The 25,866-nt window shown below is 53.4% G+C and carries 24 protein-coding genes and 1 pseudogene; 8 read left to right on the top strand and 17 right to left on the bottom strand.

Going from position 1 to position 25,866, the window contains the following annotated elements; translation table 11 throughout:
* Nucleotides 1-50: 50 nt before the first annotated feature.
* Nucleotides 51-1,742 (top strand): M28 family peptidase, encoded by a 1,692-nt coding sequence (locus MUN86_RS01710; protein ID WP_245121002.1) that lies wholly within the window; start codon nt 51-53, stop codon nt 1,740-1,742.
* 3 nt (nt 1,743-1,745) lie between these two features.
* Here the strand turns inward: MUN86_RS01710 and MUN86_RS01705 are convergent, their stop codons facing one another.
* A complete protein-coding gene (locus MUN86_RS01705) occupies nt 1,746-2,132 on the bottom strand; it encodes a hypothetical protein (RefSeq protein WP_245121000.1) in 387 nt (128 codons plus the stop codon).
* A 46-nt stretch (nt 2,133-2,178) separates the two neighbouring features.
* On the opposite strand from MUN86_RS01705, the gene MUN86_RS01700 reads away from it, so the two are divergent.
* The 3 genes from MUN86_RS01700 to MUN86_RS01690 all read left to right on the top strand — a co-directional run bounded on the left by MUN86_RS01700 (nt 2,179) and on the right by MUN86_RS01690 (nt 4,691).
* Nucleotides 2,179-3,558 carry a LutB/LldF family L-lactate oxidation iron-sulfur protein gene (locus MUN86_RS01700; protein ID WP_245120998.1) on the top strand — a complete coding sequence of 460 codons (1,380 nt, stop codon included), beginning with the start codon at nt 2,179-2,181 and terminating at the stop codon, nt 3,556-3,558.
* 84 nt (nt 3,559-3,642) lie between these two features.
* Nucleotides 3,643-4,065, top strand: coding sequence for a hypothetical protein (locus MUN86_RS01695; RefSeq protein ID WP_245120996.1), 423 nt, complete (start codon nt 3,643-3,645; stop codon nt 4,063-4,065).
* Nucleotides 4,065-4,691, top strand: coding sequence for a hypothetical protein (locus MUN86_RS01690; protein ID WP_245120994.1), 627 nt, complete (start codon nt 4,065-4,067; stop codon nt 4,689-4,691). Before MUN86_RS01695 ends, MUN86_RS01690 begins: the two co-directional genes overlap by 1 nt.
* 28 nt (nt 4,692-4,719) lie before the next feature.
* On the opposite strand, the gene sdaAA is transcribed toward MUN86_RS01690, so the two are convergent.
* The 4 genes from sdaAA to MUN86_RS01670 form a co-directional block, all read right to left on the bottom strand.
* Nucleotides 4,720-5,622: an L-serine ammonia-lyase, iron-sulfur-dependent, subunit alpha gene (gene sdaAA / locus MUN86_RS01685; RefSeq protein WP_245120992.1), complete on the bottom strand. Its 903-nt coding sequence runs from the start codon at nt 5,620-5,622 to the stop codon at nt 4,720-4,722.
* Nucleotides 5,623-5,753: 131 nt separating this feature from the next.
* Complete coding sequence (locus tag MUN86_RS01680; protein ID WP_245120990.1) at nt 5,754-7,625, bottom strand: M48 family metalloprotease; 1,872 nt, start codon at nt 7,623-7,625, stop codon at nt 5,754-5,756.
* An 83-nt stretch (nt 7,626-7,708) separates the two neighbouring features.
* Complete coding sequence (gene msrB / locus MUN86_RS01675) at nt 7,709-8,176, bottom strand: peptide-methionine (R)-S-oxide reductase MsrB (protein WP_245120988.1); 468 nt, start codon at nt 8,174-8,176, stop codon at nt 7,709-7,711.
* 146 nt (nt 8,177-8,322) lie between these two features.
* Nucleotides 8,323-9,150, bottom strand: coding sequence for a M949_RS01915 family surface polysaccharide biosynthesis protein (locus MUN86_RS01670; protein WP_245120986.1), 828 nt, complete (start codon nt 9,148-9,150; stop codon nt 8,323-8,325).
* A gap of 297 nt (nt 9,151-9,447) precedes the next feature.
* Here MUN86_RS01670 and MUN86_RS32205 point away from each other — a divergent pair.
* Both MUN86_RS32205 and MUN86_RS01660 read left to right on the top strand, forming a co-directional pair.
* A pseudogene (locus tag MUN86_RS32205) lies at nt 9,448-9,869 on the top strand (NAD(P)H-hydrate epimerase); the annotation flags it as partial.
* Between the two features lie 18 nt (nt 9,870-9,887).
* A complete protein-coding gene (locus MUN86_RS01660; RefSeq protein ID WP_375379488.1) occupies nt 9,888-10,883 on the top strand; it encodes an NAD(P)H-hydrate dehydratase in 996 nt (331 codons plus the stop codon).
* A gap of 54 nt (nt 10,884-10,937) precedes the next feature.
* Here MUN86_RS01660 and MUN86_RS01655 read toward each other — a convergent pair whose 3' ends face one another.
* From MUN86_RS01655 to pafA, 4 genes are all read right to left on the bottom strand, one after another.
* Nucleotides 10,938-11,855 (bottom strand): UbiA family prenyltransferase, encoded by a 918-nt coding sequence (locus tag MUN86_RS01655; protein ID WP_245120980.1) that lies wholly within the window; start codon nt 11,853-11,855, stop codon nt 10,938-10,940.
* Nucleotides 11,856-11,965: 110 nt separating this feature from the next.
* Nucleotides 11,966-12,649, bottom strand: coding sequence for a DUF6766 family protein (locus tag MUN86_RS01650; protein WP_245120978.1), 684 nt, complete (start codon nt 12,647-12,649; stop codon nt 11,966-11,968).
* 133 nt (nt 12,650-12,782) lie between these two features.
* Nucleotides 12,783-13,367 carry an inorganic diphosphatase gene (locus MUN86_RS01645; protein WP_245120976.1) on the bottom strand — a complete coding sequence of 195 codons (585 nt, stop codon included), beginning with the start codon at nt 13,365-13,367 and terminating at the stop codon, nt 12,783-12,785.
* 159 nt (nt 13,368-13,526) lie between these two features.
* Entirely contained in the window at nt 13,527-15,239 is a 1,713-nt protein-coding gene (gene pafA / locus MUN86_RS01640; RefSeq protein WP_245120974.1) for an alkaline phosphatase PafA, read from the bottom strand.
* A 154-nt stretch (nt 15,240-15,393) separates the two neighbouring features.
* Here pafA and MUN86_RS01635 point away from each other — a divergent pair, with 154 nt between their 5' ends.
* Nucleotides 15,394-16,119, top strand: coding sequence for an HAD family hydrolase (locus tag MUN86_RS01635; protein ID WP_245120972.1), 726 nt, complete (start codon nt 15,394-15,396; stop codon nt 16,117-16,119).
* Nucleotides 16,120-16,193: 74 nt separating this feature from the next.
* Here MUN86_RS01635 and atpG read toward each other — a convergent pair whose 3' ends face one another.
* The 8 genes from atpG to MUN86_RS01595 form a co-directional block, all read right to left on the bottom strand.
* Entirely contained in the window at nt 16,194-17,084 is an 891-nt protein-coding gene (gene atpG, locus MUN86_RS01630) for an ATP synthase F1 subunit gamma (protein WP_245120970.1), read from the bottom strand.
* A gap of 94 nt (nt 17,085-17,178) precedes the next feature.
* A complete protein-coding gene (gene atpA, locus MUN86_RS01625) occupies nt 17,179-18,762 on the bottom strand; it encodes a F0F1 ATP synthase subunit alpha (protein WP_245120968.1) in 1,584 nt (527 codons plus the stop codon).
* A 4-nt stretch (nt 18,763-18,766) separates the two neighbouring features.
* Nucleotides 18,767-19,327 carry an ATP synthase F1 subunit delta gene (gene atpH / locus MUN86_RS01620; RefSeq protein ID WP_245120966.1) on the bottom strand — a complete coding sequence of 187 codons (561 nt, stop codon included), beginning with the start codon at nt 19,325-19,327 and terminating at the stop codon, nt 18,767-18,769.
* 88 nt (nt 19,328-19,415) lie between these two features.
* Nucleotides 19,416-19,913: a F0F1 ATP synthase subunit B gene (locus tag MUN86_RS01615; protein WP_245120964.1), complete on the bottom strand. Its 498-nt coding sequence runs from the start codon at nt 19,911-19,913 to the stop codon at nt 19,416-19,418.
* 180 nt (nt 19,914-20,093) lie between these two features.
* Entirely contained in the window at nt 20,094-20,351 is a 258-nt protein-coding gene (gene atpE / locus MUN86_RS01610) for an ATP synthase F0 subunit C (protein ID WP_139514977.1), read from the bottom strand.
* Nucleotides 20,352-20,401: 50 nt separating this feature from the next.
* Nucleotides 20,402-21,475 carry a F0F1 ATP synthase subunit A gene (gene atpB, locus MUN86_RS01605; RefSeq protein WP_245120962.1) on the bottom strand — a complete coding sequence of 358 codons (1,074 nt, stop codon included), beginning with the start codon at nt 21,473-21,475 and terminating at the stop codon, nt 20,402-20,404.
* A 33-nt stretch (nt 21,476-21,508) separates the two neighbouring features.
* Nucleotides 21,509-21,856 carry a hypothetical protein gene (locus MUN86_RS01600; RefSeq protein ID WP_245120960.1) on the bottom strand — a complete coding sequence of 116 codons (348 nt, stop codon included), beginning with the start codon at nt 21,854-21,856 and terminating at the stop codon, nt 21,509-21,511.
* Nucleotides 21,857-22,032: 176 nt separating this feature from the next.
* Entirely contained in the window at nt 22,033-22,263 is a 231-nt protein-coding gene (locus MUN86_RS01595) for an AtpZ/AtpI family protein (RefSeq protein ID WP_245120958.1), read from the bottom strand.
* A 201-nt stretch (nt 22,264-22,464) separates the two neighbouring features.
* Here MUN86_RS01595 and porW point away from each other — a divergent pair, with 201 nt between their 5' ends.
* On the top strand, nt 22,465-25,674 hold the full coding sequence (gene porW / locus MUN86_RS01590; protein ID WP_245120956.1) for a type IX secretion system periplasmic lipoprotein PorW/SprE: 3,210 nt from the start codon (nt 22,465-22,467) through the stop codon (nt 25,672-25,674).
* The last annotated feature ends 192 nt before the right edge of the window (nt 25,675-25,866 follow it).

Below are 25,866 nucleotides of genomic sequence, written 5' to 3'. Positions count from 1 at the left end.
GTCAACTCGAAGTTTCACACCCTTACAAGTGCCCAACTTTCCACATACACATGCATAAATCATCTCTCTTGACCTGGCTGCTGGTGGCGGGGCTTTCGGCTTCGGCCGTAGCTCAGCAGGCGCCAGAGAAAATCAAAATCAAGAAAAAGCGCGGAGCCAAAACCGAGGCGACGGTCGCGCCAGCAGTTGAACCAACTCCCGCTGCTCAACCCGCCGCCCAAATAGATTTGGCTGGCCAATATGGGCAAACCATCACGCAGGAAGATTTGCGCAAGCACCTCTCTGTGCTGGCCTCCGACGCCTACGAAGGCCGTGAAACCGGTGAGAAAGGCCAGAAAATGGCTGCTGACTATCTAGCCCAACAGTTCAAAGAATTAGGTTTAACGGGCCCCGTGCAGGGTTCCGACAACCCGTATGTGCAGCACTTCACGATGGAGCGTAGCACCTGGGCCGAAGGCGGCACCCTGAAAGTGGCCGGTCAGACCTATAAGTGGCTAGTTGATTTCTACGCTGTAGGCGCCTCGCCTTTTCAGCAAGAAACCACTGTGCAGCCGTTATTTATGGGTTACGGCATCGAGCAGGAGGGTTACTCCGACTATGCTGGCAAAGACGTACAAGGCAAAGACTTGCTGATCTTGCTCGACGAGCCAAAGTCGGCCGATGGCAAGCCGCTGCTCGGCAAAGACGGCGCCAACAGCAAGTGGGGCACTGACTACCGGGCCAAAGCTGCGCTGGCCGCCGAAAAAGGTGCTCGTTCGGTGTTCTTCGTGGACTTCAACCCCAACAGCAACTTCAGCAAATCGTTAGGCCGTGTGTCGCAGTACGTAAATCGGCCGAGCATTTCGTTTAAGGATGCCAAGCCGGGCACTCGGCGGTCGGCTTTTTTCGTATCACCGGAGGTAGGTTACAAACTGCTCGGCTCGAATGCGGCTGCCGTAACCAAGTACATGACCAGCGTAGGCCAAGCCGGCAAGCCAGTTGCAGGCTCATTCAAGCCTGCGAAAATCGTTGTGAAAGCGCCCAAGAAAGTGGAGGATTTCACCACTGAAAACGTGATGGGCTACCTCGAAGGCACCGACAAAAAAGACGAAGTAGTTATCCTGTCGGCGCACTACGACCACATTGGCGTAATAAACGGCGAGGTAAACAACGGCGCCGACGACGACGGCTCGGGTACGGTAACGGTGCTGGAAATGGCGCAGGCTTTCACGAAAGCCAAGGCTGAAGGACACGGCCCACGCCGGAGTCTGCTGTTCTTGGCCGTTACAGGCGAAGAGAAGGGCTTGCTTGGCTCTGAGTACTACACCGACCACCCCATCTTCCCGCTGACTGCCACCGTAGCTGACCTGAACACCGATATGGTGGGCCGCACCGACAAAGACCACGAAGGCAAAGGCGACTACGTCTACGTTATCGGCTCCGACAAGCTTTCTTCGGAACTACACGAAATCGTGCTCAATGCCAATGCGCAGTACACGAAGATGGATCTGGACTTCCGCTTCAACGACCCCGAAGACCCGAACCGCTTCTACTACCGCTCCGACCACTACAACTTCGCCAAGCATAAAATCCCGGTAGCTTTCTTCTTTAACGGCGTCCACGACGACTACCACGGCCCTGGAGACGAAGTAGAGAAAATAGAGTTTCCGAAAATGGAGAAGCGCGCGCAGTTGGTGTTTTACGCCGCTTGGGAAGTAGCCAACCGCGACTCCCGGATTGTAGTAGACTCCAACAAGAAATAGAGTTTAGCTGACGAGTATCCGCTGCTGAGCAGCAGGCGTCAACAATAACCCTCGTTTGTGGCAGAACCCAAGCAAGTCTCGGGTGACGGCTGCGGACGAGGGTTTTGTGTAGTAGCAGGTGCTAGCTTCTGCCACAGTCAGCAATACTTGCTCGCGGCGCCAAAAACTTTCAGCAACAAAATCGACTTGCAGGATAGCAGAATAGGCATAGTGCTGCTCGCTCAGTATCTTTATAGTCCATTCTGCTGGGTAAAGCACCAGACGACTGCCAAGGTCGTTTTTGGAGTAGCCCGGCAATAGCCCGAACACCCGAAAGGAACTGGTAATTGCGTCTACCGGGACGATAAAGCCTTCGGGCGGCAACGACTCCGGAATGCAGGTATACGCCATATCGAACGAGAGTAAGTATATTAGATTAGTAATTCAGTGCATTGCCATGATAGCCACGAAATCCAGCCAGTTTCAACTCGACAGCGAAAAAAAGGCGTTTGACTTAGAGCACCGTCGTAAAATCCGTTTCAATATTGGCAAGTACAACGCAGCGGTAAGCACTGGCCTCGCTTTCTACCAAGACCACGAGCTGGCGCGGGAACGGGCTTCGTATTTGAAGTCGAAGGTTATCAACAACCTGCATGAATACCTACTGGAGTTCGAGCGTAATTTTACGGCGCGGGGCGGCAAGGTAATCTGGGCTCAAGATGCCAACGAGGCCCTGCGCGAAATTGGGAAGATCATGGCCCGGCGCAAGGCTAAAACGGTGGTGAAGGCCAAGAGCATGACTACCGAGGAAATCCACCTCAACCACTTCCTGGAGAAAAACGGCATTGAGTCGGTGGAAACGGACCTGGGCGAGTTCATTGTGCAGTTGAACGGGGAGCGGCCCTACCACATCGTGACGCCCGCTATGCACTTGAGCAAGCTAGACATTGCCAACATTTTCGTCAAGCACCTTGGTATCGAGTACACCGACGATGCGCAAAAGCTGGTGTTAACCGCGCGCCACCTGTTGCGCAGCAAGTACACCTCGGCCGAGGTGGGAATCACGGGCGGTAACTTTCTGATTGCGGATACTGGCGCCGTAGCCGTGACTGAAAACGAAGGCAACGCTCGTTTGTCGGCTACTTTTCCGCGCACGCACATTGCTATTGTGGGCATCGAGAAAGTAATTCCGAAGCTCGATGATCTGGCGTTGTTTTGGCCGCTGCTGAGCACCAGCGGCACCGGCCAGCAAGTGACAGTGTACAATACCATCTACACCGGTCCGCGCCAACCCCTGGAAAAAGACGGCCCTGACGAAATGATTGTGGTGCTGCTCGACAACGGCCGCACTAACCTGCTGGCGCAACCGGCGCAACGCGAGGCGTTGAATTGTATTCGTTGCGGCGCTTGCCTCAACATCTGCCCCGTGTACAAGAACATCGGCGGCCACACTTACGAAACCACGTATTCCGGTCCGATTGGCTCGGTTATTTCGCCCCACTTGGCGGGCATGGCCGAAAACAAACACCTTAGCTACGCTTCGTCGCTCTGCGGTGCCTGCACCTCGGTGTGCCCGGTGAAAATTCCGATTCACAATCTGCTGCTCCAGAACCGCCAGCAAACCGTCCGGGAAGGCATCACCGACAAAGAAGAGCGCACGGCCATTCGGTTGTGGCTGGTCGCTATGAAAAACCGCCGCCTGCTCGACCTGTTGCCCGCTCGCGCCAAAAACTGGGTGTTGCTGCGGTTGCTCAGCCAAGTAGGCTGGAGCAAGCGCCGCGATGCGCTGGAAGTAGCGCCGAAATCGTTCAAGCAGCTTTGGAAAGCGCGGAAGTAGCTCTCCAACGTTCGGCCGATCCAACTTATTAAGTTGATTCAGAGTAAAAAGGCAGCTCCAAGTAGCTGCCTTTTTATTTTGTATATGCTCGAACTCGTGCCGCGTATCCTGGCTTTTGCTGCTGGCATCATCCTAATTCTTATTACTTTATCTGCAGCAATTCGTTCGTTTGTATTGCCCCGCAACGAGGTAGTCAAGTTGAACGGCTATGTATTCCAGAGCTTGCGTGTCATTTTCAACTGGGCGGCTTCCATGCGTTCCACTTACGGGCTGCGCGACCGAGTGCAGGCCCACTACGCTCCCGTAGCGTTGGTAGCACTACCTATTGTATGGCTAGCAGCTATTGCGGCAGGCTTCACACTGATTTATTGGGGCCTGTATGAAGGTTCTTGGCTGGAATGCTACCAGCTCAGCGGCAGTTCCTTGCTCACCCTAGGCACCCACAAAACACGCGGCCCCATTATTACGGGGTTCACTTTTGCCGAGGCCACGATGGGTTGCTGCTAATGACGCTGCTCATCTCGTATCTGCCCACCATCTACCAGGCTTTCTCGCGGCGCGAAATTGTGGTTTCGCGCCTTGAACTGCGCGCCGGCACTCCCCCTTCGGCCTGTGCGTTGTTGCAATGGCTTAACCGTAGCGGCTCTCTCCACGATGATGCCAGCCAATGGGAGCTATGGGAAGAATGGTTTGTTGAAATTGAAGAGAGCCACACGTCACTGCCTATCCTGTCGTTTTTTCGCTCGCCGCAGCCGGGCCGTTCTTGGGTGACAGCAGCGGAGCTAATTCTTGACACGGCAGCTTTGATATTCAGCGCCGTTGATGACAAACGCGACCCGCAAGTTGAAATAACCTTTAAGGCGGGCTGTTTGGCAGTTAATCGGGTATACCGCTTTTTCGAAGAGGATTTGAAAGCCGAGCCCTCTAAAATTCTCCCGGATAATGACCCCATAGAAGACCCCGGTCGCGCCGACTTCGACAAGGCTTACCAGGATTTGCAAAAGGCCGGCTTGGCAATGCACCCAGCACGTGACGAAGCCTGGAAGCAGTACCGCGAGTTGCGTGGCCGCTATGCCACAGCCCTCGATTTCTTGGGCAAGCTAACGATGGCTCCAGAAGTAAAGACGGTTTAACGCAGCCTGCCTTAGACACCATTGCAGACTATTGCTCTTCATCGGGTAGAATCTGCACGTCTTGTACCAAGACCATCTTCTCGATTTCGCGGCCACGAGTGGTATTAGCCAACCCGCCAAGAGCTGTTTCCTTGTAACGCGTTTCCATGCTCTGGCCTACTTCGCCGAGGGCTGCTACGCACTGATCAACGGGAATAACAGGGTCAATGCCGGCAATGGCAATCTGTGCCGACGAAAAGGCAATAGCCGCGGCCGACGCGTTGCGCACCACGCAAGGCACTTCTACTAGTCCGGCCACCGGGTCGCACACCAACCCAAGCATACACTGAATGGTGACGGCCACCGCCGCAAACGCCTGGTTGACGGAACCACCCAAGCAATACACAATGGCTCCGCTGCCCATAGCCGCCGCCGAACCCGTTTCAGCCTGGCAACCACCCACCGCTCCGGCCAACGAAGCATTCTGCTCGATGATAAGCGCAATGCCAGCCGCCACCAGCAACCCCTCCAGAATGGTTCGGTCGGATAGCTGATGCAGTTCCTGAAGGGTTACGAGGACACCAGGCAGGATGCCGGAAGCACCAGCCGTAGGCGCCGCTACCACCCGGCCCATACACGAGTTAACTTCTTTGGCCCCAAAAGCCCGCATAATCAGGTTCTTGAACTCCGGCGATAACACCGTTACGGGCGAAGCGGCAATCTTCTTCGCACCATTGTTGATCATGCCCGAGCGGGACGTCATGTCCTGCGTGAGGCCGGTTTGCACGGCGTCGCGCATCACATCGTACGCCCGCTGCAAACCCGTCCATATCTCTTCTTCGGTGCGGCCCTTCTGCTCGATTTCATAGGCTAGGACCGGCTGGTATAGTGGTTCGTTGGTAGCAGCACAGTGCGCACGCCAGGAAGCGAAATCAGTGAAGAGCAAAGACATGACGGGATGGGGCTTGAAATTGAGCAGTAACGGAAACGTGGAAACTTGGTATGAGACCAACAAAAAACGCAGCAGCAAAGTGCAGCCGTTTACTTCTGGTACACGAACCTACACAAAACCCTATAAGCAGCTTAGGCTTCGATTAGTGCGGCACCCACAGTTTGTTTTGCCTTCTGCTCCAACCAGGCATATTCACCACCTGTAGCAACTACAAAACCCTCGCCTGGCAGTGTAATTTTTTCAGCTAAATCTCGTACCCACGCCCCAATAGCATCCTGATTCCGTAGTCGTTTGTCGGGGTGTGGCGTTACGAGCAGCACATACATCGGCTTGTGGGCAAAATGCTGTACTTGTTTGCGCAGCAGCCAAGCTCGTCTGATTCCGTATTCAGGGGTCGTTATTTCCCGCAAAAGATCTTGCAAAGGTTGCTCCGATAATTCGTGTGGCAGCATTTGATCGGTCGCGCGCAAACGACCTCGTTCTTCTACAGCTTCGTCGAGCACATCGGCATGACGAAGCTGAACTGCTCCTATCTGACGAACCTTTTCGCGGTTGCCAAGGCGCTGATGATACGCTTCCTGAATAGCAAGACCAGGCCCCATGTAGCTCGGCTCCTGCGCCATCACTTCGTCCAGTACTGCTAAACCGGCAGCATCATCGAGGTTGGTAAGAACGCGGCCGACAGAAAAACGAGCAGCAGTTCCCCACTTGGCGTCTTCTACCAACTGTTGGAACAGCGGCAGTGCTTCCCGATTACCCACGTGGTCTTCGGTTAAGTCGGCTAATTCCCAAGTTTCGTCGGGAGTGAGGGTTTCAGAAGCTTCTTGACGAGCTGTTAATTCTTGTAGCCGCTGCCGCTGCTGCTGAAGCAGTTCGTGGCGCTCCCGCCACAGTGACGCATTGGCTGCTACCCATTCAGCGTCGAGAGTAGCTGCTAGCCGGGGAAGATGGTCGCCGAGCCATGCTTCGGCCGCCGACGTATCGGGCAGAGGCGGTACTGCAGGCGCTTGGCCTAACGCTTTCAACCGCTCACCAAGGGTTGGATGTGTACTAAACAAGTCAGGATCGGCTTCAAAAGCGGCGGTGAGTTGACTTTGCTCGTCGGTTACAGGCAAACGGCCTTCCTTGGCTAGCGGCAGCAACCGACTGATAGCATCAACTGGCGGGGCTGGCTGCTCGGCCAAGGAAGCCGTTAGTTTATCCCAATGCAATTTGTCGAGGGCGGCATCACGTGTAACGGTAGCGCACAGCGCCTCTGCCATAGCTTGCGGACTAACTAGCTGCGCCGCCGCCGCATCGGCAGCAAACTCGTCGGTGCGTCGCACAGGGTGCGACCAGGCATTGAAGCGAGGAACATACCACGCCGTGAAGCGAGAAAAAATGGTTCTACCGGCTTGTCTTTCCAACTGCCCAATTAACTGGCTCCAGGTTTGGCTAACACGGTAAATCCAAGCACCAAAACGGCCGTGGCCCCCACGCAAATGCCCTAGTTCGTGCCCAACAACTGCTGCCGCTTGGTTTGGTGATAAGGCTTGGAGTAGGGGCAACCCTACTACTACATAGTTGCGAGGCCATCCAAATATGCCCAACCGGGGCACTTGTACAGCCGAGGCATTGAAGTCGGAAGTGAGCAGAACTTGATGCACCCTTGGCGCTTTTAGTGCGCGCGTTTGTTGCTGCAACAATGCTAAAAGCGGCGCCGCTTCAGTAGAGGTTAGGGGTACTCCTTGAGGCGGCTCAAATTCAACCCATAACGAGCGCAGCACCTTCCAGGCAAATATGCCTAGTACAATTACTACTTTCCAGATGAGCCCAAAGGCCCGGGTAAAGAAGCCAAGCGCTAGCGTAAGGGCTATAAGCCCAACAGTACCTAGCAAAAGCAGCAGGATGAATGCGTAGCCTAACAAGGCCCAAAACCATACTTTACGGCGATAAGATGCAGGATTCGCTTCAGCTAACGGGCTCAACCTACTCAACCGAGCCAGGAATTCTTCACGGGTCATAATGCACCAATAAAATAGAGGTCATCAAGCGTCTGCACCGACAACTTAATGACCTCTAAAGTAGAGCGCAAAATGCAATTATCCTATTTCGCCGTAGCAGCTTCTTTAGGCTCGCTCACCAGTTTGATACTGGCCGAATTGATGCATAAACGTAATCCGCTAGGCGCTGGCCCATCGGGGAAGACGTGGCCTTGGTGAGCGTCGCAGACGTTGCAGAGTACCTCTACGCGGACCATGCCATAGCTGGTGTCCTTCTTGTAGCGAATTGCACTTTCATCTACTGGCTGCGTGAAGCTCGGCCAGCCGGTACCCGACTCGAATTTGGTGCGCGAGTCGTAAAGCGGGGTGCCGCAACAGATGCAAGCGTAGAGGCCGGCTTCGTGGGCTTCGCAGTACTCGCCCGTGAAGGCGCGCTCGGTGCCGTGCTGCCGCGTGACATGGTATTGCTCGGAGGTGAGCTGGGCTTTCCACTCGGCATCGGTTTTTTCAACGCGGCGCGGTGAGGGCAGCGGGTGGTTGGCAAGGCGGATAACGTCGTTCCAGGTTTGCATAGGAAAGGTTGGGTTGTCTGGTTTCTAAAGGAAACTTGTGAAACTCGAAGATGGTCGAGTTGCTGAACAGTATAGATGAAAACGCACGGCAGAGCCAAGATGTTCACCTACTACATAACAGCAGCACCAACGCCCTGTTTTCTTCCTTATAGATCTTCGTGGTCGTCTGTTGTTTCAACACTGAACTTCTGCCAGTGCTGCCGCGCAAATTGCAGAAAAGCAGGCGGCGCGGTCTGAAAATCAGCTTCATTCTGATAATAGCCGTCGATATTGCCTTCCTCACGTTGGGCGGCACTTAGCTTGTCGAGGCAACACGGCGTAGTGGGGCGGCGCTGGGTGGCGGGCACCGAGTCGTATTGCACTACCGTGGAACCGCGCAAGGCGTATTTGGCTGGTCCCGCCCGCATAATTAGTTTCAGCGCTGCCGAACTTATGTCGCCCCGGCAAGCCAAGGCATACATAAGCGTGGTTTCGCTGCGGCCATCGTGGTCGAGGTCGGTAATAGCGGTACTCCCGGGTTGCAGGCGCAGGGTCATGTCGAGCGGACAGGCGGCTATGGCATCTTGCAAGCGCCACAGCTCCGTGAACTTGCCTTCGCGCCGCACGTATTGCCGTGCCCTGAGCTGCGCCGAACGTTCAAAATCCTGCATGTCCTGCTCCGCGCTGGCGGCAGATGACGCAGCGGCTGCTTGCTGTGTAGAGGAAACCAGTGCCCGAAATATTACCAGCAGATTTTCGCCATTGGCATCTTGCCAGCGCCACCCTTCCAACAACTTACCAGGCAGGCGTAGCGCAACGGGTACTTCAGCTAATGCCACGGCGTGGGGCTTAATAGTATGTTCAGCAACAATTGTATCTGGCGCCGAAGCTTCAACCGGCGCAGGGAAAACCGTTGAGGCACGAGCAGTAGTTTCCGCTGACTTATCGGTGCAGGACGCCACGACGAGCAGTATGCTGATTGCGTACTTATGCATTGTGCGAGTACAATAGGAATACCAAACGGCCAGTAAGATACCCTTACTTTTAGCTCATCTCTTTCGTACTGCTTTGAGTGGCAGATAAAGAGGGAGCCCATTTCGGCAAAGATTTCAACTGAATGGGCTGCCCTTATTGATTTGCTTTAACTTCTTAAAAGTAAAGCTGCGACTCGCTAGCAATCAACTTCTACTCCAAGACCAGACCAGCTACCCGTGAAGATACTTTCTGCTGTCCAAACCCGCGCCGCCGACCAAGCCACCATTCAAGCCGCTAACATCCGCTCCGATGAGCTTATGGAACGCGCGGCTACCGCTTTCAGTGAGTGGTTGATGGACCGCGTAGGCCAAGAAGCGGCCGGCGAAGTGCACATCTTTTGTGGTCCCGGCAACAACGGGGCGACGGTCTGGTCGTAGCTCGTCAGCTGCACCTGTCGGGCTACGCAGTGCGCGTATGGCTATTACCGGCAACTAACTACACTTCGGATTTCACCGTGAACCGCCAGCGACTACCCGCAGAAGTAGCTTGCGCTGAATTGAACCTAGAGAAGCTACCGACACTGCCTGCTAAAGCCACAGTAGTGGATGCTTTGTTCGGTACGGGTTTAAGCCGGCCACTGGAAGGGGCCGCTGCCGCAGTTGTAACGTACCTCAACAAATCGGGAGCAGTTGTTTTTGCCATTGATCTTCCTTCCGGCTTGTTCGCTAATGCACCACAGCCTGCTGACAGTGCCGTTGTGCAGGCGCACCATACGGTAGGCTTCGAGTTGCCGAAGCTAGCGTACTTGCTGCCGCACAATGCTAGATTTGTGGGCGAGTGGCAGGTGTTGCCTATAAGTTTGAACCAGGAGTTTATCCACAATACGCCTGTGGATAACTACTTTGTTGATGCAAAACTCCTGGCTGGCCGGCTGCCCAAGCGGCCAAAATTTGCGCATAAAGGCACTTTCGGACATGCACTATTACTCGCTGGGAGCTACGGCAAAATAGGTGCTGCCGTGCTGGCGGCACGCGCTTGCTTGCACGGCGGAGTTGGGCTGCTTACAGTGCGGACGCCTGTGGTGGGGTATAGTATTCTGCAAACTACCGTGCCCGAAGCTATGGTCCTGACTGACCCGGCCATCGATTTCATCACCGAACTACCCGACCTGAAGCCGTATGCTGCGGTGGGTATTGGGCCGGGGCTAGGGCAGGAAGCAGCTACCAAAGAAGTTTTAAAGCAATTGCTACAGCAGGCCACACAAGCTTCCGTGCCCCTCATCGTTGATGCTGACGCTCTAAACCTGTTAGGCACACACCGTGAATTGCTTGATGAGTTGCCTACTAACGCCCTACTTACTCCGCATCCTAAGGAGTTTGAACGCCTAACCGAACCAGCCCGTGACGATTATCACCGCTTGGAACTACTGCGGGCGTTCTGCCAACGCTACCGCTGCTACTGCGTGCTAAAAGGTGCTTACACTGCTCTTGGCACTCCCGAAGGCCCCGTTTACTTCAACAGCACCGGCAACCCCGGCATGGGTACTGGCGGCAGCGGCGATGGACTTACCGGCTTGCTGCTGGCTTTGTGCGCCGACCAGCGCCTCTCCCCTCTCGATGCGGCTTTACTTGGCGTTTTCGCCCACGGCCGAGCCGGTGACCTGGCTGCTCAACAAACCGGTGAAGCTGGCCTCATAGCCAGTGACATCGTCCGCTTTATTGGCCCCGCATTACATGAGCTAGTAGCTCAGTAGTCCGATGCTCGGTTTGCGCTAATTGCGTGGGTTGAACTTTAACTTGCTAGGCCACTAGCTCACGAAATACACTGCCAGAAACTGCAGAATCATGATGCCATCGGTGAGAAGAGCGAAATAATAGTCGGAGCGGGTTTCTTCGGCGTACCAGATAGTGGCGGCAGCAGCCACGGTAGGCAACGAGAGGACCACCAGATGCTCGTACCCTATGTCGAAGGGGAACAACAGATACGCCAGCGCCAGCGACAGGAGGGCTACCCATTTGGTGGCGCGTACGCCGAATACGCCCGGAAATGTGCGGGTGCCAGTAAGCTGGTCCTTGGTGTAGTCGCGAATATCGAAGACGAAAGCTAAAGCCAGGATAAAAAAGAAACGGCGGGCAAAAAGCACCAGCACCACGGGGCCGAACAAGGGCTTGGCCAAATACAGCGCCGGCACCCAAACCGTAATGGCAGCCCACACATATGCAATTAGAAATACCTTGAGTAAGGGCAAGTCGCGCAGGGCACGCCACCGCCCCCTCACCTTGGCGATAGGCAACGAATACAGCAGCGAAATAGCCGCCAGGTGCCCCAGAAACAAGGTTAGATGTTGCCAACCGTCCAGAAAAAACAGCAGCCCTGCTACTGCCAGAGAGGCCAACGCTAGGGCTAGCAATTCGCGCCGATGCTCTAGCATCCAACGCTTGCGGCCCGACAGCACCAAGGGCTGCCCGTGCTTGTAAGGCAACACGCTGTCAATGTTGTAAAGGAAAAGCGTGGCTGTGAAAATCATCAGCCCGAGCCGAACCGGAATATCAACCCGCCAAAACAAAAAGGTAGCCCAGGTCAGGGCCAAGGCGGCCAACGCCAGCCACGTGCTGCTATAAAGTACCGCATCGGTCCAGCGCCGCAACGTGGCCGTCCAGGCCCCTGCTGCATTTTCTGGCGTGGCGGGCGGCACTACCGACGGTTTAAATGAAAACAGAGGCATGGGCAAAGAGCCTGAGAAAAGCAAGATCGGACGTGGAAGACGAAGTTGAAGCGCGCCTCCTTCCCTCTCTTACGCGGCGCGTATACCAGCAGCCAACTTGCCTTCTTGATTTACTTGCCCGTTTCATCGTTGCTGGCGTTGACTGGCTTGGACTGCGGAGAACCTTTCTGCCGCAAGTAAATAGACAAGCCTACAATAGAAATGATGCTCAGAAACTCGCTTTGCCAGTTCTGAAACGATTCAAACCAAAACCGCGACGTGCCCATGTATTCTACCGTCGTTACTGCGGGCTTGCCTTCATGGTGCTGCTCGATGCTATATACTTCCGCCCCGCCTTTAGCATGCAGCCATACGCACCCAAAGAAGAGCAGTAAGAACGCAAGGGAGAGTGAGTTTTTGTAGAGCGTTAGTTGCCAGCCGCCATGCTTTACCGGGCCAGGAGCATCCGGCTTGTTCGGATCGGGCTCCTGATCTACATCCTCTTCTTCGTAGAGCTTTTTCGATTCGGAAGAGCCTTTCTGCCGCAACCAGATTGTGAGCAGCACATAGACTCCCATTTGCAGAAACTCGCTTTCCCAGTTTTCGAAGGTGGCTTCTAGGAAATGACCTGATCCTAAATACTGCCCCAAGGTGAGAGGCAGTATCTTCATCTGCTCAAGTTCAGCGTTGTTTTCGTGCCAGCCCGTCAGGGTTTGCCCAACCAATGTGGCCAGCACCAAGGCTGTTCCTACCAGCAATAAGCTGTTTTCGTATAGAAACCGAATGAAGGCAGAGGGAGAAGGTTTGTTTGGCATACAGCCGAGAATACGATAAGCTTAGCAAAAGGTCGTGCTTGCAATGTAAACTATAGCTAAGCGCTTTTATCAACAAAAAGCCCTCTTCAAACACGCAGTTTAAAGAGGGCTCTTCCTACGAAGCGAAACTAGCTTACAGTTCGACGTCAGTAGTTTTCTTTACTGACTCTGAATCAGCGCCATTCGGGAAGGTTTCGTCGTAGAGCTTGATGCTGTCTTCGATGATGCGGTAAGCATCTTCCCGACCCATAAACCGCTCTACGGTCACGTGCTTATGCTCTAGCGCCTTATAATCTTCGAAGAAGCGCTGCATCTCGTTCAGGGTATGAGGCGGCAGATCGGAGATGTCATTGAAGTGATTCACCGAAATATCGTGGGCTGCTACCGCAATGATTTTGTCGTCCTCTTCGTCGCCGTCTATCATCTGCATCACCCCAATCACCTTGGCCTCCACCAAGCACATCGGCACGATGTCAACGGAGCAGAGCACTAGGATATCGAGGGGGTCGTTGTCGTCGCAGTACGTTTTGGGAATAAAACCGTAAGCAGCAGGGTAATGCACTGCCGAGAAAAGCACTCGGTCGAGTTTTAGCAAGCCGCTGGTTTTATCCAGCTCATATTTGGCTTTCGAGCCTTTCGGGATTTCGATGATGCCGTTTACGATCTGCGGGGCATTGTCGCCGCGCTCTACATCGTGCCAGGGGTTAAAATGAGCCATTGGATTGAGGTTCTAGTTACTGGTTACTGATTTGTTAAGGTGTGGTGCTGGACGACGGAGTGGGAATGCATACGGCTCGGCGTAGGTTTAGGATTCCTATTCCAAGTCAAGTAAACTGCTAAAGTTATAGCAAGCAACCCGAACTAGGCACCCAAACTATTATTTGCCTAGTACCTCCGGCAGCGGTGTACCCGTGCAGCCATCGGGCTCCTGAATATGTAGCCATCGGGCCAGCGTAGGTGCAATATCGATAATACGCGCTGAAACTACCGAACTGCCCTGCTTGACGTGCCAGCCCCAGAACAGCATCGGGATGTGCGTATCGTAGTTGCCGGCCGAGCCGTGCGTGGTGCCTTTGTTCACCGGGTACTGGTACGATTCCAGCCAACCGGGCTCTAGCACCACCATTACGTCGCCGCTGCGCTTAGGGAAGTAGCCGTTTTCGAGGTACATCAGCATACCGCTTTCCCAGTGCGACTTTTGCAAGTCGTCGGCTGTAATAGCGCGCGTAACGCCCGAGAAACCAATCATAATATCGGCTACTTCGTCTTGGAGCAGGCGCAAGTTCAGGTTTTTCTGCGCGATAAGCGGACGGTTGAGGTACACTTGCTGATTTTCATAGCTCAGTACCCATTGACCCGCGCCGTGGCGCTTCACCAAGGCCTGCTGCAAGGAGTCACGCATCAAACGGGGCCCGACTGAGCCAGCCGGAATGCGTTGGCTGCGCAAGAAGTCGGGCGAATGCGCCGCGCCATGGTCGGCACTCAAAAACACTAATGATTGGCCCTTGCCCACCGTCTTGTCGAGGTAGTCGAGTAGCCGCGCAATATCTTGGTCGAGACGCAAGTATGTGTCTTCGGTTTCAATAGCATTGACTCCAAACTGGTGCCCGACATAGTCGGTACTGCTGAAACTCAGGGCTAGGAAATCGGTTTGGCCCCGCTGCCCGAGTTGCTCGGCGCGGATAGCTTCGAGCGCAAAGTCAGCAGTAAGCGAGTTGCCAAACGGCGTGCTCCGAATCAGATCGAGGTTGCGGCTGGTAGCCACAGGCACCTTTTCGTTTTCTGCTTTCAGGTTGCCTTGTACGGCCGCAATGGGGGTGGCGCTTAGCGCCGGCAAATCATGCGGAAAAACCGGTTTCGTTTCGCCCTTGAAGGTTCCTTCCCACGCTACATCATCGGCAGTGCTTTCCGTGTATTGCGCAATAGGCAGTAGCGTCTCCCAAGGCTTGCTTAAGTACTGGGCGGCGCGGTTTTCGGCGTTGAACTTCGTCACCCATTCGGGCAGTGTGTTCTGGTAAAAGGTGCTACTGATAAACGCTCCATTGGCGCCATCGTACCAGTAAGCAGCATTGGCGGCGTGCCCGGCCGGCAGAATCGAGCCCCGGTCTTTGATACAAACGCCGATAACCTTGCTCTGAAAATTGGTAGCCAACCGCAGCTCATCGGTGATGGTGCTGGTAAGCATATGGCGCGGCGACTGTTGACCCGCGGCGGCGGTGCCACCTACGGGCTGCACTGTTTTGTCTTCGGTAACGTACGTGCCTTTGCCTTCTTCGCGCACAAACCAGTTGTTGCCCACTATGCCGTGCATGGAAGGCGTAGTACCAGTATAAATGCTGGCGTGCCCAGGCCCCGTGTAAGTAGGCACGTAGTTGTAGTGCGCGTTTTCGTAGCTGAACCCTTCTCCTAGCAAGCGCCGGAAACCGTTCTTGCCGTATTTACTCCAGTAGCGGTAGAGGTAGTCGTAGCGCATTTGATCCACCACAATACCGACGACAAGCTTTGGGCGCGCTAGACTTTTATCTTTCTTTTGCGCGAAAGCAGGCCCCGCCAATGCAGCGGCGAGCAGGAAACACAGGCTCTTTTTCAAAATCAAATCAGTTGAGACAGTCAACGAAGGAGAACCTTTAGTAACGGCTGCAAAGATAGGCTACGGCTTTATCATTCAACTCCACAGCAGCAAAATCCAAGTGTGTCCGTAAAGCAGTAGCACGAAGACCTCATTTCGTGCTATATCCTTTGTCATGCCCAACGCTGCCCCTTACGCCCTCATCTTTGATATGGATGGCGTACTCATTGATAACACAGACTACCAAGCCCGCGCTTTTCAGTTGCTTTTCCGTGACCTTGGCTTAACCACCAATGCGCGCCGCCTGCTAGAGCGCCTCAATGGTATGCCCGCCACCAAAATCCTGGAAATAGTCTTTTCCACCGACGTACCTAAGAAAAAACTTACCACCTATGCCGACCAGCGCGAATTTCTGTACCGCACCATCTATTGGGACAAGCGCAAAGAAGTGGCAGGCCTTACCGAGTTTCTGCGTGCCGCCCGTGCTGCTGGTTTCAAAATCGGCCTCGGCACCGGCTCCGGCAACGACACGATTGGCTACATCATCGACCACCTGGATATTCGCCAATATTTCGATGTGGTTATTACCAAAGACGATGTGGACAAGGGCAAGCCACACGCCGATACGTACACCGTCACGGCACGCGAGCTAGGCATACCGCCCGAACGTTGCGTGGTGTTCGAAGATGCCTTAGTAGGCGAGCAAGCGGCCTACAAAGCGGGAATGCGCTGCATTGGCCTAAGCACTTCTGTCAAGCCCGACAAATTTCAAGCGCCGATGCTCGTTATGAAAGACTTCACTGCCTTTACGCCACAGAAAGTGCTTGACTTGTTGGAGCAGTATCCTGAAACCCCGAAGCCCAGCAAAGAAATGGCGAAGCGGCAGTATATGCACGTGTAGAAAAGCCTTCTGCCTATCAACAAAAAAGCCCGCCCCTGATTGGGGCGGGCTTTTCAAATAATAGCGGAAAGTGATTACCGACTAGCAGCCAATGCTTCAGCACCACCCACGATTTCAAGAATCTCGGTGGTAATGGCAGCCTGACGCGTACGGTTGTACGTTAGCTTCAACGACTTCAGCAACTCACCAGCGTTTTCAGTGGCTTTGTCCATAGCCGTCATACGGGCGCCGTGTTCCGAAGCATTGCTTTCCAGTACTGCCTTATAAAGCTGCACTTTCAACGACTGCGGAATCAGGGTCTGTACAATTTCTTCTTTCGAAGGCTCGAAAATGTATTCCACATTCGAAGCTTGCGAAGTAGCGGCGGTTGGCTCGGCGGGTACTAATGGCAACAACTGCTCGGTCCGTACGATTTGCGTCGCTACGTTCTTAAACTCGTTGTACACCATCACTACTTCATCGAAGCGACCTTCGCGGAAACCTTGCATGGCTTGTTCCGCTGCCTCGCGCACCGTATCAAACGAGAGCTTAGCGAATACGTGAGTGTAATTGCCAAGAACCTGACCACGACGTTGGAAGTAGTCATGCGCCTTCTTACCAATGGCCATCATCGTCACGTTACCAGCCGCAGCTTGTGCGCTATAACGCTCACGAATCAACGTATTCACACCCTTGAAGATGTTGCTATTGAAAGCACCTGCCAGCCCGCGGTCCGACGTAACAGCAATGATGAGCACGCGGCGAACTTCGCGCTGTGCTGCATATTCGCTTATCATCTCGCCATCGGATTGGCCCGTGAGGTTGGTCAGAATGCTGTTGAGCCGCTGCGCATAGGGACGCATCCGCAGGATGTTATCCTGGGCCCGACGCAGTTTGGCCGCCGCCACCATCTTCATGGCTTTGGTGATTTGCTGCGTGCTCTGGACCGACACAATGCGGTTGCGGACTTCTTTTAAGCTAGCCATTTATTGACGGTTGATTGTTAGTTGCTGATTGTTGATTGCTGGACGATTTACGCGTTGGCGGAACATCCAACAATCAACAACCAACAATCAACGATTACTTGGAAGCGTAACTAGCAGACAGGTCTTTGGCAACCTGACGGATAGCACCCGTGATGGTGTCGTCCAGCTTACCAGCCTTTAGGCTCTGGAGCACTTCAGGGTGACGCGACTGCATGGTTTGAGTGAATTCTTTCTCGAATTCGCGCACGCGGTTCACGGGTACTTGGTCGAGCAGACCGTTGGTAGCAGCGTAGATAACCGCTACTTGGTCTTCTACCTTCTGCGGCGAGAACTGCGGCTGCTTCAGGATTTCGAGGTTGCGACGGCCACGCTCAATGGTAAGTTTGGTCGAGGCATCAAGGTCGGAACCGAATTTGGCGAAGGCTTCCAACTCGCGGAACTGTGCCTGGTCGAGCTTCAGCGTACCAGCCACTTTCTTCATCGACTTGATCTGTGCGTTACCACCTACGCGGGATACCGAAATACCTACGTTGATAGCCGGACGGATACCCGAGTTGAACAGGTTGGTCTCAAGGAAAATCTGACCGTCCGTAATCGAAATTACGTTGGTTGGGATGTAAGCCGATACGTCACCTGCTTGCGTCTCGATGAGTGGCAGAGCCGTCAGCGAGCCACCACCTTTCACAAGGTGCTTGATACTGTCGGGCAAGTCGTTCATGTCACGAGCAATAACGTCGGAAGAGTTGATCTTCGCGGCGCGCTCCAACAAGCGGCTGTGCAGATAGAACACGTCACCAGGATACGCCTCACGTCCGGGAGGACGGCGCAACAACAGCGACACCTCGCGGTACGCTACCGCTTGCTTCGACAAGTCGTCGTACACTACCAGCGCTGGACGGCCCGTATCGCGGAAGAACTCCCCGATAGCGGCACCTGTGAAGGGAGCAAAGAACTGCATCGGCGCTGGGTCTGCGGCCGAAGCCGAAACCACTACTGTGTAGTCCATCGCGCCACCTTTGGTTAGCGAGTTTACTACCTGTGCTACCGTAGAGGCCTTTTGGCCTACAGCTACATAAATGCAGAAAACTGGCTCACCGCGGTCGAAAAACTCACGCTGGTTGATGATGGTATCAATAGCAACTGCCGACTTACCAGTCTGACGGTCACCGATGATCAATTCACGCTGGCCACGGCCAATCGGAATCATGGCGTCAATAGCCTTGATACCGGTCTGCATGGGCTCCGTTACGGGTTGACGGTAGATAACACCAGGAGCTTTACGCTCCAGTGGCATATCGTAGGTTTCACCCTGGATAGGACCGCGGCCATCGATGGGCTGACCGAGCGTATTTACCACGCGGCCTACGATGCCTTCGCCTACTTTAATGGAAGCAATTTTATTGGTACGGCGTACCGTAGCTCCTTCCCGAATGTCACTGTAGTCACCGAGCATAACGGCACCTACGTTGTCTTCTTCCAGGTTCAGAACCAAGGCTTGGAGGCCATTTTCAAATTCGAGCAACTCCCCCGACTGAGCTTTGCCCAGGCCGTAAATGCGGGCTACACCGTCGCCAACCTGCAATACCGTACCAACCTCTTCGAGTTCGGCTTCGGTTTTGAAGTTAGACAACTGTTCCCGCAGAATGGCGGATACTTCATCCGGACGTACTTCTGCCATGATCTTATACTAAAGGTTGGTAGGGGTTCTTCGAGAATTCGTTGCGCAGCTTGCGCAAACGGAAACTCACTGAGTCGTCGATCAGACGGTCGCCAATACGGAGCACGAAGCCCCCAATAAGCGATTGATCTACTTTCTCAGTGAGGGTAACTTGCTGAAGGCCAGTTTGCTGGCGCACCATCTGCGTTAGCTCCGCACGTAGGTACGGGCTCAGTGGCGTTGCCGTTGTAACCTCAGCTAGTTGTACGCCGCGCAAAGCATTGTATTGAGTCAGAAACTCTGAGCCAATAAATTCTAATGCACTTTCGCGGTTTTTTTCGGTGATGATAGTGAAGAACTTCATGGTGAGGTCCGACACTTTGCCACCAAACACAGCGCGTAAGATGGCCAGTTTCTTGTCGTGCTTGACGATGGGGTTGCGCAGCAACAAGCGCAGGTCACGGTTCTCGTTCAGCGTCTTGCTGAACAAGTCCATATCTTCCTTAACCTGCTCTAGCGTACCCCGCTCCTCGGCCAGATCAAGCAGGGACTTGGCGTAGCGGGAGGCAACTCGTATTTCAGACATTCTTGTAGGAATTAGGAGCCGGAGTTAGGAATTAAGAGCCAGTTGTCGGCAAGCGACTTTCGGTTCCCAACTTCTAGCTCCTAGCTTCTTAGTTAAGCTTCACATCCTTCAGGTACGAGTTGACGAGCTCCTTTTGCGAGTCGGTATCGGTCAGCTCGCGACGCAGAATGCGCTCGGCTATATCGATTGACAACTGAGCAGCGGTGTTTTTCACCTCGGCTAGAGCAGCGTTTTTCTCGTTCTGGATTGCTTCGCGAGCCTGCACAATCATGCGGCCACCTTCTTCGTTTGCTTTGTTCTTGGCTTGCTCGATGAGCTGATTGGCCAGGGCAGTGGCTTCCTTGATGATCCGGTCACGCTCCAAGCGAGCATCGGCAAGCAACTTTTCGTTGCCAGCACGTAGCTCTTGCATTTCCAGCTTGGCTTGGTCGGCCATACGCAAAGCTCCTTCGATAGAGTCTTCGCGCTGCTTCAAGGAAGTAAGAATCGGCTTCCAGGCAAACTTAGCCAGCAGGAACAGCACGATGAGGAAAATCACCAGCTGCCAGAAGATCAGGCCTAATTCGGGGGTTACTAATGGAGGCATAGAGAAGTAGTAAGTAGAAAGTACTTGGTACTGAGTAGATCAACCGGTGGGCAGCAAGTCCAAGACTATTTTGTCTCCCTACGGGCTACTTACTACTCATTACTAATTAAGCCAAGTCAGCCCGCCGCGTCGTGCGCCGAAGCGACGCGCAGCGGGCTGTCTAGGAGTTGCTTCTACCTCTTAGAGATTGAAGGAAATCAGCAGGCAGACTACGACTGCGAACAGACCCAGACCTTCGATCAGAGCCGCTACGATCAGCATAGCAGTTTGGATTCTGCCAGCAGCTTCGGGCTGACGGCCAATGGCCTCCATGGCGCTACCACCGATACGGCCGATACCCAAGCCAACACCAAGAGCAACCAGACCAGCACCGATACCAGCACCCATTACGGCTAAGCCAACCGAATTGGCAACCTGCAACAACAGAGAAAGAAGCATAAAAACAGAAATTTGGGGAAGTGAAAAACGAAAAAGGGAGTTAAAAAAAACTAGTGACCGTGGGCGTGAGCTTGCGAAGCACCATCGCCACCACCCATCTGCAAATCAGCATCGTGGTGTTCCTCCACCGCGCCACCGATGTACATAGCCGTGAGCAGCGTGAAGATGTAAGCCTGTAGAATCGCAACTAGCAATTCGAGCACGTTGATAAACAAGCCGAAAGCCAACGAAACCGGGCTGATTAAGACACTCTTGAAAATGAAGATCAAGCTGATGAAGCTCAAGATTACAATGTGTCCGGCCGTGATGTTGGCGAACAAACGAACCATGAGAGAGAACGGCTTTACGATTACGCCGATTAATTCAACCGGAATCATGATAGGCAGCAGCGCCTTCGGAACACCGGGCGTAGCGAAGATGTGCGCCCAGTAGTTTTTGTTGGAGCTAAACAAGGTGATGCCAAGCGTCATGAGAGCCAGCGTCATGGTCACGGCAATATTGCCGGTGAGGTTGGCCGCGCCGGGCATCAAGCCGAGCATATTGTTGAACCAGATGAAGAAGAAAATAGTAAGCAAGTATGGCATATACCGCTCATACTTAGGACCGATGGCCTTCTTACCTACCTCATCACGAATAAACACGATGAGCACTTCAAAGAAAGACTGAACCCCTTTCGGAGCTCCACCGTGGTTTTTCTTGTAGCCACTAGCTACCGTGAAGAATACTCCTAGTAGTAAAGCAGCACTCAAAAGTAGAGAAGCCACGTTTTTGGTAATCGAAAAATCGTATACCTTGCCTCCATCCTCAGCTTCGAGGTGTTCGTGCTCTAGTTTGAGGCCATTGTATACCTTACCTTCTGCCAAGTGAGAAGACGAAAATACGCTTAGTCCTTTATTAGGCTGATAAGCAATGATCGGCAAGGGAATGGTGATGTGGGTACCGTGCTCGGCCTCGTCGCCGATGGTTGCAAAGTGCCATTCGTGAGCGTCACCGATGTGGTGCAGAATCATCTCACCGGGGCTGAATGCTTCACTGTCGGTAGCTTCCTCAATGGTGGGTGTAGGCTCTTGCGCGAACACGGGAAGCGAAAGGATGCAGAAGAGAGCTATCAGTAAACGCTTCATTCAGTGGGGATTAGAAAAAAATTCACAGAATCTTCATTCTGTGATTACACTCGGTTTTGAAAACGGGCGCAAGTTACTCAGGATAGCCCATATTTCAAACCCAGCGTAAATAAAGTACAGCAGAAAGAACAGCCCCAGGAACGTCCATCGACCATTGCCTTCGTGCGCTCCTCCTTTATATAGATAAAGAAGCACTAATCCGACTGAAAGCAGTAGGCGCACTACCATCGAGCCGAAATAAGCCCCCATGAAATTATCGGGGTTGGCCCGCACCAGGCGCGAGGTTACCCAGTAGATAATGGCCGTGAGTAAAGCAAAGTACCCTAATGTATAGGCCGCTAGCGGGTGTACGACAGCAGTACCGAAACGGGCATGCAACAAGTACAATGTGCCGTAAAGCAGAAGCGTGAGCAGAAGTAAATAAGAGAAGAAGCGGACCAAATCTATAAGAGCCTGTTAGAAAAGAAAATAGAAAAGTGAAGACAAAGGTATCATCCAAAAAATAGAAGTATCCTCTGTTTTATTATGATTCGCTTTTCTTTTTAATTTTTAGTTGGCTAATCGTTCGATACGGACCGAATAACCTGATACATGGCGATAAAAACGGAGAGCAGCATCAGTACCACTGTGCCCCAAGGACCAATACCGAAGCGCCCATCAAGCCACACGCCAAGCCAAGTACCAAGCCCGATAATAGCTAGCATTTGAATGCCGAGCCCGGAATACTTGGCAAAGTTGCCACCGCGTGGACCAGAAGAATCGGGTTTGGGTGTGGAAGAGTCAGCCATAGCGGAATGAGGTTAAACGGCGACGAATTTGGATAAACACTGAGTATATGATACGTAAAGGTCTGTCGAGGGCTAGGAAAAAGCGTAATTTTACTGACCAAGTGACGTTGTGACTTTATACGCAACGGCGAGAGCTGAACAAACTAGCTAGCTCCGCACGTTGGCGTATTGGTAATCTGTATTCCCGACTTGCCTTCTGCTTTGACTCGATACTCGATTTTTCGTCTGCTTGCTACTCCCGTAGTCACGTTGCTACTTGTTGCTGGTGTGGGGGGCTGTGCCTCCGAGCGCCGGGGTGTAGTAGGCCATGCCTATGATAACGTAGTGGCCCGCGACAATGGTTACTTCTTGGCTCGCGAAAAGATGTGGAGCGTGGAAGCTAAACTCTACCAGGCCCGCCAAAACGACTACAACCGGACACTCCCGCTCTTCCCCACGCTCGATCAAGCAGCAGTAGCTGCTGTGGCAACCGATTTGGAAGATGTAGTCAAGAAAGCGTCACTGCCCATTCAACACCGCGCAGGTTCCGACTGGACCGACGATGCGTACCTTCTTATTGGGAAGAGCCGCTACTATAAGATGGAGTATGCCGATGCGGCCAAGACCTTCAAATACGTCAACAGCACGAGCAAAGACGCCGACGCCAAGCATGAAGCTTTGATTTGGCTGATGCGGACCTTTCTGGCCGATAAAGATCTGGAAAGCGCGAAGGCCGTATCCGACGTACTAGATAAAGAAGAGGGCCGCGAAACAAACGCCCGGGCCTTGTTTCTTACTCGGGCTGACTACTACCTGAAAACAGACGACCCGGCGAAAGCCATCGAGAACCTAGAAAAGGCAGTTCCGCTCATCAAGCAGAAGAATGAGCAGTCGCGCACGCGCTACATTTTGGCCCAGCTCTACCAGAATCAGGGAGATGATAAAAAAGCGTATGCCGAGTTGAACAAGATTCTGAAAAGAAACCCACCGTACGAGTTAGACTTCTTTGCCAAGCTAATGCTCGGACAAGTATCAGATCTGAACAACGACGACAAAGCCCGCTTAGACAAGTACTTCGCGAAGCTGCTGAAAGACGTCAAAAACAAAGAATACCGCGACAAAATCTATTACGAGATGGCGCGGCTCAATTATCGGCAGAAGAATTACAATGAAGCCTTGGCACTTCTGCAAAAGTCGGCTAGAGCTAATGGCACCAACAGAAGCCAGAAATCTTATACCTATTTGTTAGCAGGCCGCATCTATTACGAGAACCTGCAAAAGTATCGTTTGGCCGCAGCCTACTATGATAGCACGGTGCAGAACTTGCCCAAAGAGGCTCCTGATTTCGCTGCTGTTTCGGAGCGAGCTGGCATCTTGAAAGACTTTGCCCAGCAAACTACCATCATTGAAACGCAAGACAGTTTACAAGCACTAGCGCGCTTGGACACGGTGGCACTGCGCACCCGCCTCACAGCATATGCCGATGCCGAATTGGAAGCCAGGCGCAAAGAAGCAGAAGCAGTGGCGGCAAGGCAAGAGCGTGAAAACAGTCGCCAAGCTCTTGCTTCGGGCATCAACACTTCCCGCGACCTGCAAACTGACATCAACCCAGAGGATTTTATTAGCGGTAGCACCGGCACTAAGTGGTATTTCGACAATCCGACTGCCGTGAGTACAGCCCGGGCCGACTTTATCCGTAGGTGGGGCGACCGGCCACTGCAGGACAACTGGCGCACCGTAAATTCAACTCGTACTTCACCTGTTACGCCAGCGGGTGGCAATGTGCCTGTTAGCATCGCCGGCGCCAACCAAACCAGTGTAACGGCAGGTTCTACTACGGGTACAGGGCAGGCTGTAGCCAACGACCCAGCCACTCAACGCAAAGCCTTAGTAGCTCAATACCGACAGGCACTTCCACTTACCGGCGCGCAGATGGCCGTGTCGGAAAAGCAAGTGGAAGAGGCAATGTATGCGCTAGGAGGTATTTACAATCAGCAGCTACGCGAACCTGTGCCAGCCGCGCAGACCTATGAAAAGCTACTGACCCGCTTCCCAAAGACTACGCACTCGCCGGAAACCTACTATAGCCTGTACTTAATTTATAAGGAGCAAAACGAACTAGCCAAAGCGGAAGTCTATGCGCAGCGGCTGCGCCAAGAGTTTCCGAACTCAACGTATGCTCGCCTAGCTGCCGACCCTGAATATTTGCGGCGCACCTCCCTTGTGAACAAAGAAGTGGCCGTGCAAGTGGACACCGCTTTTGCTATGTACAAAAGGCAGGATTTCAAGAAGGCGGCGACTTTGCTGGCTAACACATCGAAGAAGTATCCAGAAACCGACTTGAATGACCGTATAGCATTTCTTAATGCACTGATTGCGGTGCGCACAGAATCGCCACTGGTAGCTAAAGCATCTTTGGAAAAGTTTGTAAAGGACTACGAGCAGTCACCGCTTGGTAATGAAGCCAAGGTATTGCTAGGCTCCTACAAGAAATATGAAACGGGAGGCCTTGCCGGAGCCTTGGCGTCCACACAGAAACCGACTGTTTCTATGTTCCGGCCAGGAGAAGTAAATAATCGTGTGCGCATTATTTACAATACACCCGCAACGCCAGCAAAAACAGTTCCGGCCGTAACGCCAGCTCCCGCCGTTTCCACGCCGCCAGCCTCTGCTCCTACTCCGGCTTCTACGGCGCAACTTGAAGTTCCCGCTGAAACAAAAAAGCCAGTTGCTCCCACTGATTCGGCTGCGGCCGGAGCTCCGGTTTCCACACCTGCAGCACCTGCTATCGACCCAGTGAAAGCAGCTCGCATGGCAGCAGCTCAGGCAAGAGCGAAAGGCAAAAAGCCTGTTAAAGCGGCACCTGCGCCAGTTGCGACTTCGCCGACAGAACCTGCTGCATCTACAGCTGCGGTGCCCGCTACTACGCCCCCACCTGTCACCACTGCCCCAACAACTGCCCCAACTACATCGCCTGCCGTCGTCTCCACTCCGGCAACCAAGCCAAGCCCAGCTGATGCTGGTGCTAGTGCATCTCCAACTGCACCTGCTCCTGCCGCAGTTTCACCCTATGCGGCCAATCCCACTGCCGTACATGCCGTATTGCTAATTTTCCCAAAGGCCTCGGCAGCCCTTCAAACCCTACCTGATCAACTGGGTGCTTACAACAGCCGTTATTTCAAGGCAAGCAACCTACGAGTGCAGCAGCAGTCACTCAGCGATTCTTTGGAAATGGTAGTTGTACAAGGATTAGCTGGCGCGAAAATAGCGCAAGCGTATGCCTTAAAGCTGAGAGGACCTCAGTCGCCACTAAACCGCCTGCGGGGCACGGGTTACCAAACGCTAGTTGTTGGTATTGATAATCTGCCGCTGTTGCTTCAGCGGCGCGATGTGGAAGAATACCAGCGATTCTACCAGCAGTCGTACCGTTGAGCGAAGTAGAATTTAGGAGCCTCCAGAAAATTCTCTTTTGCTTTGTGCTTCGGAACTGATGGGTAGTATTACGAAATTAGTTTTCAGCTGCTCTCACCTCCTGCAATCAAGTTTTTAGTTAAAAGAATGCCCGTTTCTAAAGCTCGACCCGTCTCTCGCAAACCGCAGCGGCCCAGCCGCTACGCCGCCCTC

It is taken from the genome of Hymenobacter volaticus, from assembly GCF_022921055.1.
Classification (GTDB): domain Bacteria; phylum Bacteroidota; class Bacteroidia; order Cytophagales; family Hymenobacteraceae; genus Hymenobacter; species Hymenobacter volaticus.
This window is presented reverse-complemented; position numbering and strand designations above follow the sequence as displayed.

Bases quoted from the DNA above. Each gene is read 5' to 3' on its own strand.
- MUN86_RS01710 (WP_245121002.1), top strand. From the start codon at position 51: ATGCATAAATCATCTCTCTTGACCTGGCTGCTGGTGGCGGGGCTTTCG.
- MUN86_RS01705 (WP_245121000.1), bottom strand. From the start codon at position 2,132: ATGGCGTATACCTGCATTCCGGAGTCGTTGCCGCCCGAAGGCTTTATC.
- MUN86_RS01700 (WP_245120998.1), top strand. From the start codon at position 2,179: ATGATAGCCACGAAATCCAGCCAGTTTCAACTCGACAGCGAAAAAAAG.
- MUN86_RS01695 (WP_245120996.1), top strand. From the start codon at position 3,643: ATGCTCGAACTCGTGCCGCGTATCCTGGCTTTTGCTGCTGGCATCATC.
- MUN86_RS01690 (WP_245120994.1), top strand. From the start codon at position 4,065: ATGACGCTGCTCATCTCGTATCTGCCCACCATCTACCAGGCTTTCTCG.
- sdaAA (WP_245120992.1), bottom strand. From the start codon at position 5,622: ATGTCTTTGCTCTTCACTGATTTCGCTTCCTGGCGTGCGCACTGTGCT.
- MUN86_RS01680 (WP_245120990.1), bottom strand. From the start codon at position 7,625: ATGACCCGTGAAGAATTCCTGGCTCGGTTGAGTAGGTTGAGCCCGTTA.
- msrB (WP_245120988.1), bottom strand. From the start codon at position 8,176: ATGCAAACCTGGAACGACGTTATCCGCCTTGCCAACCACCCGCTGCCC.
- MUN86_RS01670 (WP_245120986.1), bottom strand. From the start codon at position 9,150: ATGCATAAGTACGCAATCAGCATACTGCTCGTCGTGGCGTCCTGCACC.
- MUN86_RS01655 (WP_245120980.1), bottom strand. From the start codon at position 11,855: ATGCCTCTGTTTTCATTTAAACCGTCGGTAGTGCCGCCCGCCACGCCA.
- MUN86_RS01650 (WP_245120978.1), bottom strand. From the start codon at position 12,649: ATGCCAAACAAACCTTCTCCCTCTGCCTTCATTCGGTTTCTATACGAA.
- MUN86_RS01645 (WP_245120976.1), bottom strand. From the start codon at position 13,367: ATGGCTCATTTTAACCCCTGGCACGATGTAGAGCGCGGCGACAATGCC.
- MUN86_RS01635 (WP_245120972.1), top strand. From the start codon at position 15,394: ATGCCCAACGCTGCCCCTTACGCCCTCATCTTTGATATGGATGGCGTA.
- atpG (WP_245120970.1), bottom strand. From the start codon at position 17,084: ATGGCTAGCTTAAAAGAAGTCCGCAACCGCATTGTGTCGGTCCAGAGC.
- atpA (WP_245120968.1), bottom strand. From the start codon at position 18,762: ATGGCAGAAGTACGTCCGGATGAAGTATCCGCCATTCTGCGGGAACAG.
- atpH (WP_245120966.1), bottom strand. From the start codon at position 19,327: ATGTCTGAAATACGAGTTGCCTCCCGCTACGCCAAGTCCCTGCTTGAT.
- MUN86_RS01615 (WP_245120964.1), bottom strand. From the start codon at position 19,913: ATGCCTCCATTAGTAACCCCCGAATTAGGCCTGATCTTCTGGCAGCTG.
- atpE (WP_139514977.1), bottom strand. From the start codon at position 20,351: ATGCTTCTTTCTCTGTTGTTGCAGGTTGCCAATTCGGTTGGCTTAGCC.
- atpB (WP_245120962.1), bottom strand. From the start codon at position 21,475: ATGAAGCGTTTACTGATAGCTCTCTTCTGCATCCTTTCGCTTCCCGTG.
- MUN86_RS01595 (WP_245120958.1), bottom strand. From the start codon at position 22,263: ATGGCTGACTCTTCCACACCCAAACCCGATTCTTCTGGTCCACGCGGT.